15 protein-coding genes and 1 pseudogene are annotated in these 17,425 nt (G+C 61.5%); 5 read left to right on the top strand and 11 right to left on the bottom strand.

Annotated features, from left to right (window positions below):
• Positions 1-50 precede the first annotated feature (50 nt).
• The 4 genes from AACV31_RS22220 to AACV31_RS22205 are packed head-to-tail and all read right to left on the bottom strand — an operon-like array spanning position 51 to position 4,880.
• Positions 51-1,295, bottom strand: a complete 1,245-nt coding sequence (locus AACV31_RS22220) for an LVIVD repeat-containing protein (protein ID WP_165156102.1) — start codon at positions 1,293-1,295, stop codon at positions 51-53.
• Positions 1,295-2,359, bottom strand: coding sequence for a sugar ABC transporter substrate-binding protein (locus tag AACV31_RS22215; RefSeq protein WP_105538993.1), 1,065 nt, complete (start codon positions 2,357-2,359; stop codon positions 1,295-1,297). Before AACV31_RS22215 ends, AACV31_RS22220 begins: the two co-directional genes overlap by 1 nt.
• A gap of 23 nt (positions 2,360-2,382) precedes the next feature.
• On the bottom strand, positions 2,383-3,378 hold the full coding sequence (locus AACV31_RS22210) for an ABC transporter permease (protein ID WP_165156100.1): 996 nt from the start codon (positions 3,376-3,378) through the stop codon (positions 2,383-2,385).
• Complete coding sequence (locus AACV31_RS22205) at positions 3,375-4,880, bottom strand: sugar ABC transporter ATP-binding protein (protein ID WP_165156098.1); 1,506 nt, start codon at positions 4,878-4,880, stop codon at positions 3,375-3,377. Before AACV31_RS22205 ends, AACV31_RS22210 begins: the two co-directional genes overlap by 4 nt.
• 260 nt (positions 4,881-5,140) lie before the next feature.
• On the opposite strand from AACV31_RS22205, the gene AACV31_RS22200 reads away from it, so the two are divergent.
• The 4 genes and pseudogenes from AACV31_RS22200 (at position 5,141) to AACV31_RS22185 (ending at position 8,415) form a co-directional block, all read left to right on the top strand.
• The gene (locus AACV31_RS22200) at positions 5,141-6,229 is read left to right on the top strand and encodes an oxidoreductase (protein WP_165156096.1); all 1,089 of its coding nucleotides are present in this window, start codon (positions 5,141-5,143) and stop codon (positions 6,227-6,229) included.
• Positions 6,230-6,341: 112 nt separating this feature from the next.
• A pseudogene (locus tag AACV31_RS22195) lies at positions 6,342-7,577 on the top strand (MFS transporter).
• A gap of 184 nt (positions 7,578-7,761) precedes the next feature.
• Complete coding sequence (locus AACV31_RS22190) at positions 7,762-8,022, top strand: type II toxin-antitoxin system RelE family toxin (protein WP_015742035.1); 261 nt, start codon at positions 7,762-7,764, stop codon at positions 8,020-8,022.
• A gap of 12 nt (positions 8,023-8,034) precedes the next feature.
• Positions 8,035-8,415 carry a helix-turn-helix domain-containing protein gene (locus tag AACV31_RS22185; protein WP_007763040.1) on the top strand — a complete coding sequence of 127 codons (381 nt, stop codon included), beginning with the start codon at positions 8,035-8,037 and terminating at the stop codon, positions 8,413-8,415.
• 10 nt (positions 8,416-8,425) lie between these two features.
• Here AACV31_RS22185 and AACV31_RS22180 read toward each other — a convergent pair whose 3' ends face one another.
• The 7 genes from AACV31_RS22180 to entC all read right to left on the bottom strand — a co-directional run bounded on the left by AACV31_RS22180 (position 8,426) and on the right by entC (position 16,273).
• Positions 8,426-8,623 (bottom strand): YbdD/YjiX family protein, encoded by a 198-nt coding sequence (locus AACV31_RS22180; protein ID WP_007700351.1) that lies wholly within the window; start codon positions 8,621-8,623, stop codon positions 8,426-8,428.
• Positions 8,624-8,827: 204 nt separating this feature from the next.
• On the bottom strand, positions 8,828-10,933 hold the full coding sequence (gene cstA, locus AACV31_RS22175; protein ID WP_105539256.1) for a pyruvate/proton symporter CstA: 2,106 nt from the start codon (positions 10,931-10,933) through the stop codon (positions 8,828-8,830).
• A gap of 516 nt (positions 10,934-11,449) precedes the next feature.
• A complete protein-coding gene (gene entH / locus AACV31_RS22170) occupies positions 11,450-11,863 on the bottom strand; it encodes a proofreading thioesterase EntH (protein WP_032806675.1) in 414 nt (137 codons plus the stop codon).
• Positions 11,864-12,616: a 2,3-dihydro-2,3-dihydroxybenzoate dehydrogenase EntA gene (entA, locus tag AACV31_RS22165; protein ID WP_165156094.1), complete on the bottom strand. Its 753-nt coding sequence runs from the start codon at positions 12,614-12,616 to the stop codon at positions 11,864-11,866. It lies immediately after the preceding gene.
• Positions 12,613-13,482 (bottom strand): isochorismatase, encoded by an 870-nt coding sequence (locus tag AACV31_RS22160; RefSeq protein ID WP_165156092.1) that lies wholly within the window; start codon positions 13,480-13,482, stop codon positions 12,613-12,615. Before AACV31_RS22160 ends, entA begins: the two co-directional genes overlap by 4 nt.
• A gap of 9 nt (positions 13,483-13,491) precedes the next feature.
• Positions 13,492-15,096 carry a (2,3-dihydroxybenzoyl)adenylate synthase gene (locus tag AACV31_RS22155; RefSeq protein WP_165156090.1) on the bottom strand — a complete coding sequence of 535 codons (1,605 nt, stop codon included), beginning with the start codon at positions 15,094-15,096 and terminating at the stop codon, positions 13,492-13,494.
• A 10-nt stretch (positions 15,097-15,106) separates the two neighbouring features.
• Entirely contained in the window at positions 15,107-16,273 is a 1,167-nt protein-coding gene (gene entC, locus AACV31_RS22150; protein ID WP_165156088.1) for an isochorismate synthase EntC, read from the bottom strand.
• A gap of 186 nt (positions 16,274-16,459) precedes the next feature.
• Between entC and fepB the strand changes: the two genes are divergently transcribed.
• Complete coding sequence (gene fepB / locus AACV31_RS22145; protein WP_165156086.1) at positions 16,460-17,419, top strand: Fe2+-enterobactin ABC transporter substrate-binding protein; 960 nt, start codon at positions 16,460-16,462, stop codon at positions 17,417-17,419.
• Positions 17,420-17,425 lie beyond the last annotated feature (6 nt).

Raw genomic sequence — 17,425 nt, 5'->3', positions numbered from 1 at the left:
CGGGTAAGCAAAGCGCACCCGCCATCATCCTGTCCGCACCCGCCGTCGCGTTATCCCAGATACTCAATCACCGACAACCCGCCGTTATAATCCGTGCTGTAAATAATCCCCTGCGCATCCACAAACACATCGCACGACTGAATCACCGGCGGGCGTCCGGGCCGCGTATCCATCATTCGCTCTGGCGCGGCGGGCACCAGCGCGCCGGTCTCCACCGGGCGGTACGGGTTCGAGATATCGTAAGCACGCACGCCCGCATTCTGCCAGGTCGCGAAAATCAGCGTCGAACTCACAAAACTGCCGGGGCGGTTCTCGTGCAGATTATGCGGCCCGAAGTGCGCGCCTTTCGCCACATAATCCGTTTCATCCGGCTGCGGGAACGTCGAAATACTCACCGGGTTCGACGGCTCGCGGATATCAAACAGCCAGATATGCTTTTCGCCGTCCTGCTGGTTATCCAGCACGGCTTCATCCAGCACCACCAGCAGGGAGCGATCCGGCAGCGGCAGCGCGGTATGCGTGCCGCCGCCAAACGGCGGACTCCAGTTGCGGTGGCTGATAAGTTTCGGCTGGCTGCGGTCTTTCACATCCAGAAGCGTCAGCCCGCCGTCGCGCCAGCTCCCGTAGGCCGTATCGCCCGCGATAATCGCATGGTGCAGCGCGTAGCGTTTGCCTTCGGGCCAGTCGGGCGTTTCCCCCGCCGCCTGATGCATCCCCGGCAGCCACCAGCGTCCCGCCACTTCCGGTTTGCGCGGATCAGCCAGGTCGATAGTCAGGAAGATATAATCGGTAAAGCCGTCGAGAAGCGCCGAGACATACGCCCAGCGCCCGCCCACGTACCAGATACGGTGAATGCCGATGCCATCGAGCGGCAGAAAGCCGATTTCGCGCGGTTTATCGGGTGTGGCGATATCAAACACCCGCAGCCCCGCGCTCCAGCCTTTATCGTTGACATCGCGCACCGTCTCGCCGACCGAACGGGTGTAATAGACTTTTTCATCGGCGAAGCGCGCATCGGCAAAGAGATCGCGGGCGTTAATCACCAGCAGCAGGTCATCGTGCGCCTGTAAATGCACGTTCCAGGTGCCGGGCGGCGCAGGCACGTAGCCCGCCGCTTGCGGGTTTTTCGGGTCGCGCACGTCAACGATGGAAAAACCCTGCGACACCATATGGCCGATATACGCAAAGCCCCGGTGCACCATTACCTGCACCCCGTCCGGGCGGCCGCCCTGATCGGAGTGACCAATCAGCCGCATATTGCGGCTGTAGTCCGGGCGCGGTAACTCAGTCGCCATTATTTGTGCTTCGCTTCAAGCGTCGCAAACCACGGCGCGACGAAATCCTCCGTCTGGCCCCAGCCCGGAATGATTTTACCGAGCGCCGCCACGTTCACTGGCCCGCTCTGGCTTGCCAGCAACGCCTGCGGGATGGCCGCGGCTTTAAAATCATAGGTGGCCGGCGTCGGCTCGCCAGCGATTTTATTGGCGATAAGCCGCACGTTGGTCGCGCCAATCAGCTTCGGATCGACCGCCACGCTCACTTTCCACGGGCTGCCCGCTTCGCGCATTAGCTGCAAATCCTGGTTGGAGATATCGATGCTGTAGAGCTTGATCTCGGTGCGTCCGTTCTCTTTCAGCGCCTTGTAAGCGCCCTGGCTGAAGGCGTCCCAAGTGCCCCAGATAGCGTCAATCTGGCCTTTAGGGTATTTCGCCAGCACCGCGCCCACTTTGTTGGCGGTATCGCCCTGCACGTCCGAGGAGACCGCGCCTATCGATTCCAGCTCTTTAATGCCGGGGTTTTGCTTCAGGATCTCCTGATACGCCGCCTGGCGACGCTCCATCGGCGGGAAGCCCGCGACCCACAGCTTGATGATATTCGCCTTGCCGTTGAAATCTTTCACCAGCTGGCCTGCCGAGAGCTGCGTGAGCGACGCGTCATCCTGCTGGGTGACGGTAACCCCCGGGATTTCGCCCTTCACGGCGGTATCAAACACCGAGACTTTAATGCCCGCGTCCACGATGCGTTTCACCAGCTCGGTGGAGTACGGATCGCGCCCCTGCGAGAGAATAATGCCGTCATATTTCTGGCTGATGGCCTGATTAACGAAGTCCTGGAATTTCGCGTCGTCGCCGTTGCTTAAAAAGGTGCTGACCTTAAAGCCGAGTTTCTTGCCTTCCTGAATCGCGCCCGCCACAAACTGCGTGGTGTTGTCGTCCGAGCCCAGGTTGCGGATAACGGCGATGCGTACCGGCCCGTTGTGACTGGCGATGGCCTCCGGCACCGGCGCGGGCGTGGCGGCAAAACCGGGGAGCGAAGAGAGCAGGCCCAGCGCCAGTAAAGAGAGCGTCAGTTTTTTCATTCTGTTTATTTCCCTGTCTGTGATTAACGTCGCTGGATGTAAGTGATGGCAAGCGCCCCAGCGAGCACCAGCCCTTTGATAATGTCCATCGCGTAATACGGCACCGAGAGCATCACCAGGCCGTTAGAAAGCACGCCCAGAATCACCGCGCCCACTAATGTGCCGAGCGCGTTCGGCTTGCCGGAGCCCGCCAGCGAAAAGCCAATCCACGCCGCCGCGACGGCGTCCATCAGATAGCCGCTGCCCGCGTTCACCTGCGACGAGCCGATGCGCGAAGCGAGCAGAATGCCGCCGAGGCCCGCCAGCAGCGAAGCAATGATATACGCCGCCACTTTGTAGCGCGTAATGCGGATCCCGGAGAGGCGCGCCGCCTCCGGGTTGCCGCCGATGGCGTACATGCGCCGCCCGTGGGTGGTCAGCGACAGCCCAAGCTGCGCCACGACCGTTACCACCAGCATCACAATCACGATAACCGGCACCTGGCCAAGCAGGCTGAACGCGTCAGGAATCATGCCCTCCGCCATGTCGCCGCTCGGCAAGACCATGTTCTGGGTGATCGAGCCGCCGTAGCTGTAGGTCATCGCAACGCCCTGGATTACAAACAGGCTGGCAAGCGTGGCGAGCATGTCCGGGATTTTCAGCACCACGATGAGAAACGCGTTAAACAGCCCGACCAGCGTGCAAAGCGCAAGCGTGATGACAATCGCCTCCGTTGTGCCGAAGCCGTGCCAGACGAACAGCGAGATCACCAGCGCATTGGCAAGCGAGGCCGTTGAGCCTACCGAGAGCTCGAATCCGCCGATGGTCAGCGAGACGGAGACGCCAATGGCGATCACCGTGACGATGGCGATCGAGCGCAGAATGTTGATGATGTTGAAGGGATCGAGAAAGTTGTCCGAGGCGATGCCGAACAGCGCGACCAGCGCCACGACCGTCAGCAGCATCCCCCACTTATAGAAAAACTCAAACAGCTGGTGGCGCGCCGACGGCGTGCTCTTCAGGGTTGCGGCCTTGCTCACGCGGGGGTTCCTCCGGTGGAATAGAGTAATAAGGTTTCTTCGCTGGCTTCACGGCTATCCAGCTCCGCGACGATGCGACCGTCCCACAGCACGCAGATGCGGTCGCACAGGCCCACCAGCTCGGCGAATTCGCCGGAGGCGTAAATAATGCCCTTGCCCTGACGGGCGAGCCCGTCAATCAGGTTGAACAGATCGGTTTTGGCTTTGACGTCGACGCCTTTGGTCGGCTCATCGAAAATCAGCACATCGTTATTGCCGCGCAGCCATTTGCCGATAGCCACTTTCTGCTGATTGCCGCCGGAAAGCCTGCGAAGCCGCTGCTCTGGCCCACTCGCGCGAATACCGAGACGCGAAATCACCTCCTGCGCCCAGCGCCAGGCGTCGCGGCGACCAAACAGCCCCCAGCGGGTAAAGCTGCCGTCGGCGCTGACGGCGAGATTCATGGCGATCGGCTCGTCGATAAAAATGCCCTCTTTACGCCGCTCCTCCGGCACCAGCGCCAGCCCGCGCGCCACTGAATCGGCAGGATCGGTGGGCCGCCACGGACGCCCCGCCAGCTCTCCCTGGCGCAGCGTGCTTTTGCTCGCGCCAAAGAGCGCCTTGCACAGCTCCGTTTTTCCGGCGCCGGCCAGCCCGGCGATGCCCAGGATCTCTCCTTTGCGCAGACGCAGCGAAATGTCCTGTAGCAGCGTCTCGTCATGCAACCCGTCCACCGCCAGCAACACCGCATCGTCAGGCATCGGGCGGCGCGGCGGGTAGAGCGTGTCGAGCGCGTGGCCCAGCATTTTCTCGACAATCTGCGAGCCGGAGAGCGACGCCATCGGCCCGCTCTCAATCAGCCTGCCGTCGCGCAGCACCGTCAGGGTGTCGCAGATGGCCTTCAGCTCATGAATGCGGTGAGAGATAAACACCACGCCCATGCCCTGCGCCTGGAGGCGTCTGACCACCGCGAACAGGCGCTCGCTTTCGTGTTGATCGAGCGGCGCTGTGGGTTCATCGAGAATCAGATAACGGCAGTGATGCGAAAGCGCCCGCGCCAGCAGCACATGCTGTTTTTCGGCAAGCGAACAACTGTCGATACGGCGATTGACGTCCATATCGACATCAAGCTGTGCCAGCGCCGCACGGGCGCGGCGGCGGGTTTCACCCCAGCGGTAGCGCAGCCCGCCCTCACGCAGGCTGTCGAGCATAATGTTTTCCGCGACGCTCAGCCCCGGCACCAGCGCGGCGTCCACTTCCTGCTGCACCAGATGAATGCCGAGCGCTTTGGCGTCGCGCGGGGAGCGGATGTGCGCGGGTTCGCCATCCAGCAGGATCTGGCCCTGATAGTGATCCCAGGCCCCGGAGAGCACCGCCATCAGCGTCGATTTTCCGGCGCCGTTTGCCCCGGTAAGCGCATGCACGGACCCGGCGCGCAGGGTGAAATCCACCTGCGTCAGCGCCGGGAAGCCGCTGAAGGCCAGGGATATCGCGCGCATCTCAAGGCGCTGGTTCAGGGACATAGCGGGACGTCTCCACACGAATGATTAATCAGTTAAGCCAATCATTCACGCGGATATATTCGCTGGCAATGAATGAATCGGCATAAGATAAAGCAAAAAATTATTAGCCGTCCAGATGTCTGGACGTAATATTAGAATTTTTCAGGTTGCCGCTGCGTTTCGCCGCCAACGTGAAAAAATTGCATGCGCGCGGGCGACAATAATGGGACGTCCGGACGGCTTTTTGTGGCAGGATGGTAAAAAAGACAAGGACAACCTTCATGAGCGATACCGACATCCGCGTGGTTCCCGGCCCGGCAAATTACTACTCCCACCGAGGGGCACTGGCGCGTCTGCATGATTTCTACACCCCGGCGCAACTTTCCCGCGCCGTCTGGGTATATGGCGAGCGGGCGATGGCCGCCGCGCGCCCTTTTCTCACCGACGCCATTGACGCGCCTGGCGCCACGCAGATTTTGTTTCGCGGGCATTGCAGCGAAAGCGATGTGAATGCGCTTGCGGCCCGGGCGGGCGATGACCGCGCGGTTGTGATTGGCGTCGGCGGCGGCGCGCTGCTGGATACCGCCAAAGCGCTGGCCCGACGACTTGACCTGCCGGTCGTGGCCATTCCCACCATCGCCGCCACCTGCGCGGCCTGGACGCCGCTCTCCGTCTGGTATAACGACGCCGGTCAGGCGCTGCACTTTGAGATTTTCAACGACGCCAACCATCTGGTGCTGGTGGAGCCGGACATTATCCTGCGCGCGCCAGCGGAATATCTGCTCGCGGGCATCGGCGACACGCTCGCTAAATGGTACGAAGCCGTGGTGCTGGCGCCTGCGCCTCGCACCCTGCCGCTCACCGTGCGGCTCGGCCTTAATGCCGCGCTCGCCATTCGCGACGTGCTGCTGGCGCAGAGCGAAACGGCGCTCGCCGATCAGCATCGTGGCCTGCTCACGCAGGATTTCCGCGATGTGGTGGATGCCATCATCGCGGGCGGCGGCATGGTCGGCGGCCTTGGCGAGCGCTATACGCGCGTCGCGGCGGCCCATGCGGTGCATAACGGCCTGACCGTACTGCCGCAGACGGAAAAATTCCTGCACGGCACCAAAGTGGCCTACGGCATCCTGGTGCAGAGCGCCTTGCTCGGCCAGGACGACGTTCTCGCGCAGCTCATTGACGCCTGGCAACGCTTCAGGCTGCCCACCACGCTTGCAGAGCTGGATGTGGATATTCACAACGCCGCCGAGCTGGACCGCGTTATCGCCCATACGCTGCGCCCGGTGGAATCGATCCACGCTCTGCCGGTGACGCTGTCGCCCGCGGTACTGCGCGCCGCCTTCGAAAAGGTGGAACACTTCGCCCGCTAAGCAAATCGCACAGGGTGCGATGCCACTTTTTGCGAAATCCCTGTAGGCTTAAACCTCTCACGCGGCGATAACAATTCCTTCACGCCGCGTTTTAATACGTTCGGGATGGTTTATGGCTTCTGTACACTCTGATGGCGGCGCGTCGCTGCTGGCGCACCGTTCGTTTGTCGCCTTCTGACTGGCGCGGACCTGCTCCGGTTTTGGTTTCCAGATGTTGTCTATCGTGGTGGGCTGGCAGATTTACGCCCTCACCCACAGCGCGTTTTATCTTGGTCTGATAGGCCTGGTGCAGTTTCTTCCGTCCGTGACGCTGGCGCTCTGGGCGGGGCATATCGCCGATCAGCGCGATCGCCGCCGGGTGGTGTTGATTGGTCAGCTGGTGGAGTGGCTCGCCATCGTCGCGCTGGCCGCGGCCACCGTGGCGCACCTTGCCGACGTGAAGATTATCCTCGGGCTGATTTTTATTATTTCCGTCGCCAAAGTGATGGAAGCGCCGTCGTTGCAGTCGATGCTGCCAGCGCTGGTGCCGCCCGCCCTGCTGGCGCGCGCCACGGCGGCGAGCGCGGTATCAAGCCAGGCGGCGATGATCATGGGCCCGGCGCTGGGCGGGCTGCTGTATGTTTTCGGCGCGCAGGTGGTGTATGCGCTAACCGCTGTGCTGTATCTCATTTCTGTCGCGATGGTGAGCCGCCTGCGCTATGAACAGGCGCCGCCTGCGCGCCAGCCCGCGAGCCTCGCCACGCTGTTTGCGGGCGTGAAGTTTATCCGCGAGCGCCCGGACGTGCTGGGCGTGATTTCGCTCGATCTCTTTGCGGTGCTGCTGGGCGGCGCCACCGCGCTGCTGCCGATTTACGCCCACGATATTCTGCACACCGGTCCGTGGGGGCTGGGGCTGCTGCGCGCCGCGCCCGCCGTCGGCGCGCTGCTGGTGGGCTTCTGGCTGAGCCGCCGGTCGCTTGAGAAACATGTCGGGATGATTATGTTTTTATCCGTGGCGGGCTTTGGCGTGGCGACGCTGGTGTTCGCGCTCTCCAGCAACCTGTGGCTGTCGCTTATCGCGCTCTTTGCGACAGGCGGGTTTGATATGGTGAGCATGGTTATCCGCGGCGCGCTGGTGCAGCTCGATACCCCTAACGAGATGCTGGGCCGCGTTAACGCCGTTAATTCAATATTTATCAATACCTCGAACCAGCTGGGCGAATTTGAATCCGGCATGCTGGCGGCGCTGCTGGGCACCGTGCCCGCTGCGGCCATTGGCGGCATCGGCACGCTGGTGGTGGTCGGGCTCTGGATGCGCCTGTTTCCGTCGCTGCGCAAACGCCAGCGCCTCGAAGAGACAACAGCCTGATGCCACAACGCAACGCCTTCTTCGGAAGGCGTTTTTGCGAGACGTCACGAGAAACCTTACCCTGCCGCTTTCCTCCTTCCCTCACCCCGTTTAACGTTGCCGAATAAGAGAATGCCTTTCGGAATAAAGCTTATATTCTTATATTTTACTTATAACAAGAAAACCGTTAGAGTGAGGGAACGCAATGGAAATTAGATGGACGAAGCGGGCGTACAAGCAACTGGGCGCCGTACCTGAAAGCGACCGACTCACGCTCTATAAGAAGGTCTCCGCCCTCTCCACCGAAGAGACCAGGCTGGACATTGTAAAACTGGCGGGGCTGAAACCCCGTTATCGGCTGCGGGTGGGGAGTTATCGGGTTATTTACGAGCGTGTGGCGGGGGTTCCGGTTATTTGCCTCATTCTGGAAGTTAAACGCAGAACCACGACCACTTACCTAAATTAACGGGGGTTAGATATGCTCAACGCACAAATTATTCATGATAAACAGGGCAAACCCGAGTATGCGGTCATCCCTTACGAACTCTATCTGTCTGTGCTGGCGCAGCTGGAAGATGACGAGGCGCTGGCGTCATTGCCCTGGGAGCCAGACAGCGACGATGACGTAACGATACCGCATGAAGTGGTGGCGATTTCCGTCGAACAAGACGTCAGCTTACAAGCCGCCTGGCGCATCTGGCGCGGCCTCTCTCAGCAAGAGGTGGCGGAAAAACTCGGCATCAGTCAGTCGGCGGTTTCACAGCTCGAATCGCCGGATTCACGTCCACAAAAACGCACCCGCGAGAAACTGGCGGCGCTGTACGGTTGCCAGCCGGAACAGTTGATCCTTTACCGTTGAGGCTCGATGCTCAACAGCATTTCGCGCCGCCTTTCGCGCCATAACGGGCGTCCTGGCGTTCTCGGAAGAATTCCTCATAGGTCATCGGCGTCTGGTCAGGGTGGTTAACGCGCATGTGTTCGACGTAGTTGTCGTAATCAGGCACGCCGATCATCATTTTTGCGGCCTGGCCGAGGTATTTCCCGGCTTTAGCGAGGGTATCAAACATTTTTTGTCCTTAACGGTTGGCTTCGTTGATGACGTTTAGCCTGGTTCACCACGGCGGGTGCGCTGCGCTTACCCGCCCTACAACTAAGAACAGCGCGGTTGCCGCACCCACCTTGATGCACAGTCCTACAACAAACAGCGCGATTGCCGCACCCAGGGTGGGTAAGCGTCAGCGCACCCACCTTTCCGGCCTCCACCGCCTCACTCAATGCGCGCTTTTCGCCTGTGCGACCCTCTGCTCCGCACTGGCGGGCATCGGCTCATACGGCGTCTCGTTGGCCGTCGGCTTATCCTGCCTCAGCGCCGCCCGCGCGGTTTTAATGGAGAACAGCGCCAGCACCACGACGACCACCATAAAGAAAATGGTCAGGCCCGCGTCGAGACGGTTATTAAACACCAGCTGGCTCAGCTGCGCCTCGGTGTACTGCGGCGGAATGTTCCCGCTCTCCAGAATCGCCTGGAATTTACCGGCGATGGCGAGAAAGCCCACTTTATTATCCGGGCTGAACGCCTTCTGCCAGCCAGCAGTGAGCGTACAAACTAGCAGCCACGCGGTCGGCACCAGCGCCACCCATGCATAACGCTGGCGCTTCATCTTAAACAGCACCACGGCGCAGAGCATCAGCGCCATGCCCGCCAGCATCTGGTTGGCGATACCAAACAGCGGCCACAGCGTGTTAATACCGCCGAGCGGATCCACCACGCCCTGATGCAGGAAATAGCCCCAGGCCAGCACGCACAGCGCCGTCGCCAGCAGGTTGGCGGGCAGTGAATCGGTGCGTTTGAGGCCTGGCGAAATGACGCCGAGCAGATCCTGCAGCATAAAGCGCGCGGCGCGGGTGCCCGCATCCACCGCCGTCAGGATAAACAGCGCCTCAAACAGAATGGCGAAGTGATACCAGAACGACACATCCATCAGGCCGCCGAGCGCCCCGTGGAGAATATACGCCATGCCGACCGCAAGCGTCGGCGCGCCGCCCGCCCGCGAGATAATCGTCTGCTCGCCTACTTCGTTCGCAATCTGATTGAGCGTATCCGGCGTTATCTGGAAGCCCCAGCCGCTCACCACCTGGGCGGCCGACGCGACTACATCCGCCGTGCCTGCGGGAGCAAGCACCGCCATCGGGCTGTTCATCGCAAAGTAAACGCCGGGGTCGATAACGCAGGCCGAGACCAGCGCCATGATCGCGACAAATGACTCCATCAGCATGCCGCCGTAGCCGATAAAGCAGGCCTGGTTTTCATTGGCGAGCATTTTCGGCGTGGTGCCGGAGGCGATGAGCGCATGGAAGCCTGACACCGCGCCACAGGCAATGGTGATAAACAGGAACGGGAACAGATTGCCGGTCCAGACCGGGCCGGTGCCGTCGATGAATTTGGTCATCGCGGGCATCGTCAGCGTCGGGCGCATGATCAGAATGCCGATGGCGAGACCGACAATGGTGCCGATTTTGAGGAACGTCGAGAGGTAATCGCGCGGCGCCAGGAGCAGCCAGACCGGCAATACCGCCGCGACAAACCCGTAACCCACCAGCATCCAGGTTAACTGCACGCCGGTGAAATCAAACCACGGCGCCCAGGTCGGGCTCTGCGCCACCCAGCCGCCGGAGACAATGGCGAATACCAGCATCACCAGGCCGATAACTGACACTTCACCGATGCGTCCTGGCCGCAGGTAACGAATATAAATGCCCATAAAGAGCGCAAGCGGAATGGTAAAGGCGACGGTGTAGGTGCCCCACGGGCTGTGGGTCAGCGCTTTCACGACGATCATCGCCAGCACCGCCAGGATGATAATCATAATCATGAAGCAGGCGACGAGCGCGATGACGCCCGCGGTGTTGCCCATCTCTTCTTTCACCAGTTCGCCGAGTGAACGTCCGTCGCGACGGGTGGAGACAAACAGCACCATGAAATCCTGTACCGCGCCTGCCAGTACAACGCCTGCGAGGATCCAGATCATGCCCGGCAGATACCCCATCTGCGCCGCCAGCACCGGCCCGACCAGCGGCCCGGCCCCGGCTATCGCCGCAAAATGGTGACCGAACAGCACTTTTTTATCGGTGGGGACATAGTCGAGCCCGTCGTTATGGCGCACCGCAGGCGTCATGCGCGTCGGGTCGACGGCCAGCACGCGTTTGGCGATGAAGAGACCATAAAAACGGTAAGCGATGAGATAGATACAGACGGCGGCGACCACGATCCATAGTGCGTTGATCTGCTCACCGCGGTTAAGGGCGATATAGCCCAGCGCAAACGCGCCCACGACGGAGAGCGCCGCCCAGATAAGGTATTTCCCTGAGTTCGTCATAATAGTTATCCATTCAGTGAAACAGTGAGTGAAACATAGGTGTTACATTTTGTTTCTATATCACCAAAATGGATTTAACAACTTAGCCACCAGAGAAACGCGTCCTGGCGGCAGGGATTTACGTCAGTCTGTTAACGGGATCACGGGGCTGGCGGGTTCCCGGTGGTTTAACGCGGCGGGTGCGCTGCGCTTACCCGCCCTACGAAAACAAGATTTCCGAAATAGCACGCTGATACGAGGGGTTTTCCCAGCGGCTGCCCTTTGGCCGCGAGCCGGGATTGTTAAGGGGGCGGCGGCGAGCCCCCTTAACACGTTCGCGTGAGGAAAGGCGGCAGAGAAAGACAGCGTGTCGGCGAACGGAACCGTTCACCGAGCGTATATATTCGCCGCTCATGCGATACAGACGATCGCCTTCTGCAATGGCTGGTCCGCTTCGCTTACCCACCCTATAAAAGCCCGTTTAACAAAGGACGTAGGGCGGGTAAGCGTAAGCGCACCCGCCGTGCTAACAATCCCCTACCCCATAATCGCCGTACTTAACCGGCTGGTGCAGCAGCGCCGCCCCTGTTCGTCATAAATCACGATCTCCCAGCACTGGCTCTGCCGCCCCAGATGCAACGGCTGACAAACGCCGCGCACCTGGCCCTGCGACACCGCGCGGTGATGAGACGCGCTGATTTCGGTGCCCACCACGCACTGCCCATCACGGGTGGTCAGGTAACCGGCCATCGAGCCGAGCGTTTCGGCAAGCGCCGCGGAAGCGCCGCCGTGCAGCAGGCCGAACGGCTGATGCGTGCGCGTATCGACCGGCATGGTAGCCTCCAGCAAATCATCGCCGAGACGGGTATATACGATCCCCAGATGCTCCACCAGCGTGCCGACGCTGGTCGCGTTCAGCGCCTCAAGCGTCATGTGTCGTTTCCAGATCATCTATGCTCCAAGCGTTGAGCCGCCGTCGATAACAACATCCTGTAGCGTAATGTGGCTTGCGAGATCCGAGGCGAGAAACAGGATGGTGTTCGCCACATCCTGCGGCTGCGCGATCTTGCCGAGCGGAATACCGAGCTTAAACTGTTCCGCGAAACCGCGAATGCGCTGCTGTTCAGCATCGTCGCTTTTCCACAGCGTGCGCTGCATATCGGTGTCGGTCGAGCCCGGTGACACCAGATTGGCGCGCACGCCAGAGGACGCCAGCTCCAGCCCCACGGTCAGCGCCAGGCTTTTGAGCGCCGCTTTCGATGCGCCATACGCCGACATCCCGATGCGCGGCGTATGGGCGGCGTCGGACGCGACGGTCACGATAGCCCCGCCCTTTTGCGCGCGAAACTGCGCCATCGTCTGCTGAAAGAAGTTAAACGCGCCGCCCACATTCACCGCGAACGTCTGCTGCCAGTCGTCGGGAGAGAGTTCATCCGTCGCGCCCATGCGCAGAATGCCCGCCGCGTTCACCAGCACATCAAGACGGGCGCTATTAGTGAGCAACCGCTGGCAAACATCCGCCACCGCCGCGGCGTCTGCCACATCGAGCGTTTCACACGCAAACGGATAATCGGCCAGTGGAAATGCCAGATCGAAACCGGTCACCTTCGCGCCCGCCGCGGCAAACGCCAGCGCGGTGGTATAGCCAATGCCCTTGCCCGCGCCCGTCACCCAGACGTTTTTCCCCTGGAAATCGAGCGTCATGCCCGCGGCTCCCGGCTTAGCAGCGCCCACCAGGCATCGATGGTCGGGTTTTTCGCGAGCATCACGAAATCGATATCGCCATGTACTTTGCGCCAGCGCGCCGCGAGCGCCATCATGCGCACGGAATCCAGACCGTAGTCGATCAGGTTTTCGTCATCTTCCGGCTCGTCGGATTCATCCAGCAGCGGCAGCACCAGCGCGCGCAGCGCCGCTTTGCTGCCCGGCGCGTCCGAATCATTAGCAGGCAGCAGATCGGCGGTCATCACCACGCGCCCGGCGCGGCCCGCAACGTAATTCAATGCCATCAGATGCTCATCACGGCTGAAATCCGCCAGCGCGTCGGCCACCATAAACGGTTGGATATCGCGCATAAACGCGTCGGTGGCGGTGATCATGCAGCCGATGTGGGCGTAAACGCCGCAGATGATGAGCTGATCGCGGCCCGTCTCTTTCAGCGTATGTTCAAGCGGCGAGCGATGAAACGCGCTGTAGCGCCATTTCACCAGCACGGTGTCGTCGGCATCCGGCGCCAGCGCCGCGACCACCTTTTGTTTCTCAGGATGGTTGTTCAGCCCCGGCCCCCACATGTCGTTCAGCAGCGCGCGGTCGGCGTCGCTCTGATTATTGGGCTGCGCGGTGTAGTAAACCGGGATGCCCTGCGCCTTACAGTACTTTCTCAGCGCGGCGATATTCGCCACCACCTGTTCGATCACCGGGCAGTTTTCGCCCCAGAAGTTAAGGAAATACTCCTGCATATCATGGATGAGCAGCGCCGCGCGCGGCGGCTCAAACGCCCAGCTCACTTTATTTTGCGGGAGATCGGCTGCCGTGGGCAGCGTATAGGCGTTCAGTTTTGGGATAGCCATAGTCTTTCCTTACTCAGAGACGGGCTGACGCGCGGCCAGCCACAGACGCAGTTGTTTTTTATCCACTTTGCCGACCGGCGTGAGCGGCAGTTCATCAACGCGCTCCACGCGATCCGGCAGTTTAAAATCGGCGACGCCCAGCTCGCGTAAAAAGCGGCGGATCTCCACCGCCTTGACCGGGCGGGTGGTGACGATATACGCGCAGCTTTTTTCGCCAAGCAGACTGTCTTCCATCGAGACCAGACCCGCGTGGACGATAGCCTCGTGGCCGAGCAACAGGTTCTCGATCTCTTCCGCGGCGATCTTCTCGCCCCCGCGGTTGATCTGATCTTTCTCGCGCCCCTGAACGGTGATGTAGCCCTGCTCATCGATGGCTACCAGATCGCCGGAGCAGTAAAAACCGTTTTCATCAAAGGCGCTGGCGTTGTGTTCAGGGCTGTTGTAGTAGCCGCGGAAGGTGTACGGGCCGCGCGTCATCAGCCGTCCTGTCTCACCGCGCGGCAGCGGATTGCCGTTTTCATCGGCCACCCAGACCTCATCGTCCGGGCTCATCGGGCGGCCCTGCGTGGTGAAAATGCGCTCGTCCGGATCGTCCAGGCGGGTGTAGTTGACCAGCCCTTCAGCCATACCGAACACCTGCTGGAGCTGACAGCCGATCTCCGCCGGAATACGCGCGGCGAGCGTGTCGGAAAGCCGCGCGCCGCCGACCTGCAACAGTTTCAGCGACGCCAGCTGGCGGTTATCGCCCCACTCCTGAATGGCCTGCAGCCAGAGGCTGACGGCGGGCGGCACCAGCGCGGTGACGTTAACCTGGTGCGCCTCAATCAGCGGGAAGCACAGCGTCGCGCTCGGGTCGCGCGCCAGCACCACGCAACCTTCGGCGAAGAACACGCCGAGCGCGCCGGGGGAGCTTAACGGGTAGTTGTGCGCCGCGGGTAACGCGCAGAGGTAGCGCGTTTCGCGGGTGAATTCACAAATCTCCACGCTGCGGCGGATGCTGTAGTAGTAGTCGTTATGCGTGCGCGGGATGAGCTTCGGCGTGCCGGTACTGCCGCCGGAGAGCTGGAAAAACGCCACTTCATCGGCGGCGGACGGCGTGAAAATAACATCTGCTTCAGGCTCTGAAATCAGCGCGTCCAGCCCGTCGCCGCGCAGAAGCGTCATGCGCAACGACGAGTGCTGCGCTTTCAGCGCGGTGATATACGCATCGTCGCTAAAGAGCGCGTGCTCGCGGTCGGCGATCAGCAGCGCCGGAGCAATCTGGCGCGCGTACGCGTCAAGCTCGGTGCGCTGATGACTAAACAGCGCGTTGACCGGTGCCACGCCGATTTTCAGCAGCGCGAAGAACACGATGTAAAACTCCGCCACGTTGCCAAGCTGAACCAGCGCGGTGTCGCCGCGAGACAGCCCACGGCGCGCCAGCGCGCCCGCAAGACGTGTGGCTGCCGCATCCAGCTCGCGGTAGCTGTAGCGGCGCTCGCCGTCGATAAGCGCCGTCGCGGCGCTCTGCGCGTGGCGGCTGACAATATCGGTAAGCGGCAGGTCTAGCCAGTAGCCGCGGTCGCGGTAGCGCGCGGCGAGATCGTCCGGCCAGCGGGTGTAAGGGATCGTCATGCGTAAAACCTCAGTGAAGACCTAAAACGTGGAGCATGGTGGAGAGCTTGACGCCGGTTTCGCGCCACTCCGAAGCCGGATCGGACGCCGGAACAATGCCCGCGCCTGCAAACAGCCGTACCTGGTTTTGCTGCAAACGCGCGCAGCGAATGGTCACCGCCCACTCGCCGTTGCCGTCGGCATCGCACCAGCCGACAATCCCGCCGAACAGCTCGCGATCGAACGGCTCCAGCTCGGCGATATACGCTTTCGCCGCTTCATGCGGGTAACCGCTCAGCGCGGGCGTCGGGTGCAGCAGGCAGGCGAGCGACAGCGCGTTGTCATCCGCAAAGCGCGTTTCGCCCTCGACGGGCGTCGCGAGATGCCAGAGCGTCGGCGTGGTAATCAGCTCCGGCGCGCCCGGCATCGCGAGGCGCTGGCTGCGCGGCGCGAGTACGTCGCGCATCGCCTGCGTCACCAGTTCATGCTCATGGCGATCTTTGGCCGAGCAGAGCAGCGCCTGACCTGCGCTTTTATCCTGCGCCGCGTCGGCATGGCGGCGCGCGGAGCCCGCCAGCGGCAGCGAGCTGAAGGTATTGCCGTCTTTACGCAGCAGTAGTTCCGGGCTCGCGCCAAGCAACGCGCCGCCCTCCGCCAGCGGCACGTGGAAGTTAAAACTCGCGGGGTTTTGCGCCACCAGACGCGCCAGCAGCGCCAGGCTGTCCGGTGCGTCTTCTGTGGTGATGTCGATAAGACGGGAGAGCACGATTTTGCTGACCGCAGGCGTGTCGGTCAGCGCGGCGGCGCGCGCCACCATCGCCCTGAACGTCGCCTCGTCCGGGAGCGCTTCACGGCGGATAACTCGCGGCGCGGCGCTATTTTCGATAAGCGAATACCCGCCGCGGGCGGTATCACTGTGGCTTTCAGGAATAAACAGCGCGGACGGTTTGCGGGTGTCGAATGGAATAGCGCCGACGACGACAGGGCGCGCGATGCCCTGCCTGCGGGCGCGGTCGAACGCGTCACGCAGCGCGGTCTGAAACACGCCGTGGCGCTCTGCGCCGTCGGCGGCTGGCGTCGCCAGGCGCATGAAACAGCCGCGGGTGGTAAAACTGCGATAAGGCGACATGAAGAAAAAACTGTCGGATGAAAGGGATGCGGCAGCGTCGCCGCGTTCTCCGGCCAGTGACGTGTCCATGCGCTCCTCCTGTACCAAAAAGTGAACTGATAATTGTTATCATTTGTATTTGGAGGCGTAACCTAAGGTGAAATGGCAGGGTTGTCAACCGTGAGCATGCCGTGAAGTCCGCAGAGCCGCTTGCAACCTGTCGGCAAATGATGAAAATGAGAAGCATTATTGACTCATCTTACAGGAATCGTTGCCGTGACGTTCACTTCCGCTCTACGCGCCATACTCGCCGCCAGCCTGCTGGTTTTAGGAATTTCCTCAGTTTCGCAGGCGGCTTCCTGGCCGCGCCAGATAACCGACAACCGCGGCGTGCATACGCTTGATAAGGCGCCGCAACGCATTGTCTCCACCAGCGTCACGCTGACCGGTTCGCTGCTGGCGATTGACGCGCCGGTGGTGGCGAGCGGTGCTACGTCGCCCGGCAACCGTGTTGCCGACGACCAGGGATTTTTACGTCAGTGGGGCGACGTGGCGAAAGCGCGTCATGTTGAGCGGCTCTATATCGGCGAGCCAAACGCCGAGGCCGTGGCCGCGCAGATGCCGGATCTGATTCTGGTGAGCGCCACCGGCGGCGATTCGGCGCAGGCGCTGTACGAGCAATTTTCCGCTATCGCGCCGACGTTAATCATCAATTACGACGATAAAAGCTGGCAGGCATTGTTAACGCAGCTTGGCGAGATCACCGGTCGTGAGAAGCAGGCCGCCGAGCGCATCGCGCAGTTTGACCAGCAGCTCGCGCAGGCGAAAGCGCAGATGAGGCTGCCGCCGCAGCCCGTGAGCGCGCTGGTTTATAACCCTGCGGCGCACGGCGCGAATCTCTGGACCACCGAATCGGCGCAAGGGAAACTGCTCGGCCAGCTCGGCTTTACGCTCGCGCCGCCGCCCGCCGCGCACAGCCTCACCAGCATGGGCAAACGCCACGATATTATTCAGCTCGGCGGGGAAAATCTGGCGGCGGGGCTGAACGGCGAGACGCTGTTTTTGTTCGCGGCTGATGATAAAGACGCCGCGGCGCTGATGCGCGATCCGCTGCTGGCCCACCTGCCGGCGGTGAAAAATAAACGGGTTTACGCCCTCGGCACCGAAACCTTCCGGCTCGATTACTACAGCGCCAGCCTGCTGCTCAAACGGCTTGAGACATTATTCAACGCATAAATGGGG

This window comes from Cronobacter sp. EKM101R (genome assembly GCF_963888145.1).
In the GTDB taxonomy this organism is placed as follows: domain Bacteria; phylum Pseudomonadota; class Gammaproteobacteria; order Enterobacterales; family Enterobacteriaceae; genus Cronobacter; species Cronobacter turicensis.
Note: the sequence above shows the minus strand (reverse complement) of the source record. Positions and strands in the feature narration are given on the sequence as shown.

What these genes read in the sequence shown, in the direction of transcription:
- AACV31_RS22200 (WP_165156096.1), top strand. Translation starts at nt 5,141, where the DNA reads ATGAGCGATACCGACATCCGCGTGGTTCCCGGCCCGGCAAATTACTAC.
- AACV31_RS22180 (WP_007700351.1), bottom strand. Translation starts at nt 8,623, where the DNA reads ATGTTTGATACCCTCGCTAAAGCCGGGAAATACCTCGGCCAGGCCGCA.
- AACV31_RS22205 (WP_165156098.1), bottom strand. Translation starts at nt 4,880, where the DNA reads ATGTCCCTGAACCAGCGCCTTGAGATGCGCGCGATATCCCTGGCCTTC.
- AACV31_RS22190 (WP_015742035.1), top strand. Translation starts at nt 7,762, where the DNA reads ATGGAAATTAGATGGACGAAGCGGGCGTACAAGCAACTGGGCGCCGTA.
- AACV31_RS22155 (WP_165156090.1), bottom strand. Translation starts at nt 15,096, where the DNA reads ATGACGATCCCTTACACCCGCTGGCCGGACGATCTCGCCGCGCGCTAC.
- entH (WP_032806675.1), bottom strand. Translation starts at nt 11,863, where the DNA reads ATGATCTGGAAACGACACATGACGCTTGAGGCGCTGAACGCGACCAGC.
- AACV31_RS22215 (WP_105538993.1), bottom strand. Translation starts at nt 2,359, where the DNA reads ATGAAAAAACTGACGCTCTCTTTACTGGCGCTGGGCCTGCTCTCTTCG.
- AACV31_RS22160 (WP_165156092.1), bottom strand. Translation starts at nt 13,482, where the DNA reads ATGGCTATCCCAAAACTGAACGCCTATACGCTGCCCACGGCAGCCGAT.
- entC (WP_165156088.1), bottom strand. Translation starts at nt 16,273, where the DNA reads ATGGACACGTCACTGGCCGGAGAACGCGGCGACGCTGCCGCATCCCTT.
- AACV31_RS22220 (WP_165156102.1), bottom strand. Translation starts at nt 1,295, where the DNA reads ATGGCGACTGAGTTACCGCGCCCGGACTACAGCCGCAATATGCGGCTG.
- AACV31_RS22185 (WP_007763040.1), top strand. Translation starts at nt 8,035, where the DNA reads ATGCTCAACGCACAAATTATTCATGATAAACAGGGCAAACCCGAGTAT.
- entA (WP_165156094.1), bottom strand. Translation starts at nt 12,616, where the DNA reads ATGACGCTCGATTTCCAGGGGAAAAACGTCTGGGTGACGGGCGCGGGC.
- cstA (WP_105539256.1), bottom strand. Translation starts at nt 10,933, where the DNA reads ATGACGAACTCAGGGAAATACCTTATCTGGGCGGCGCTCTCCGTCGTG.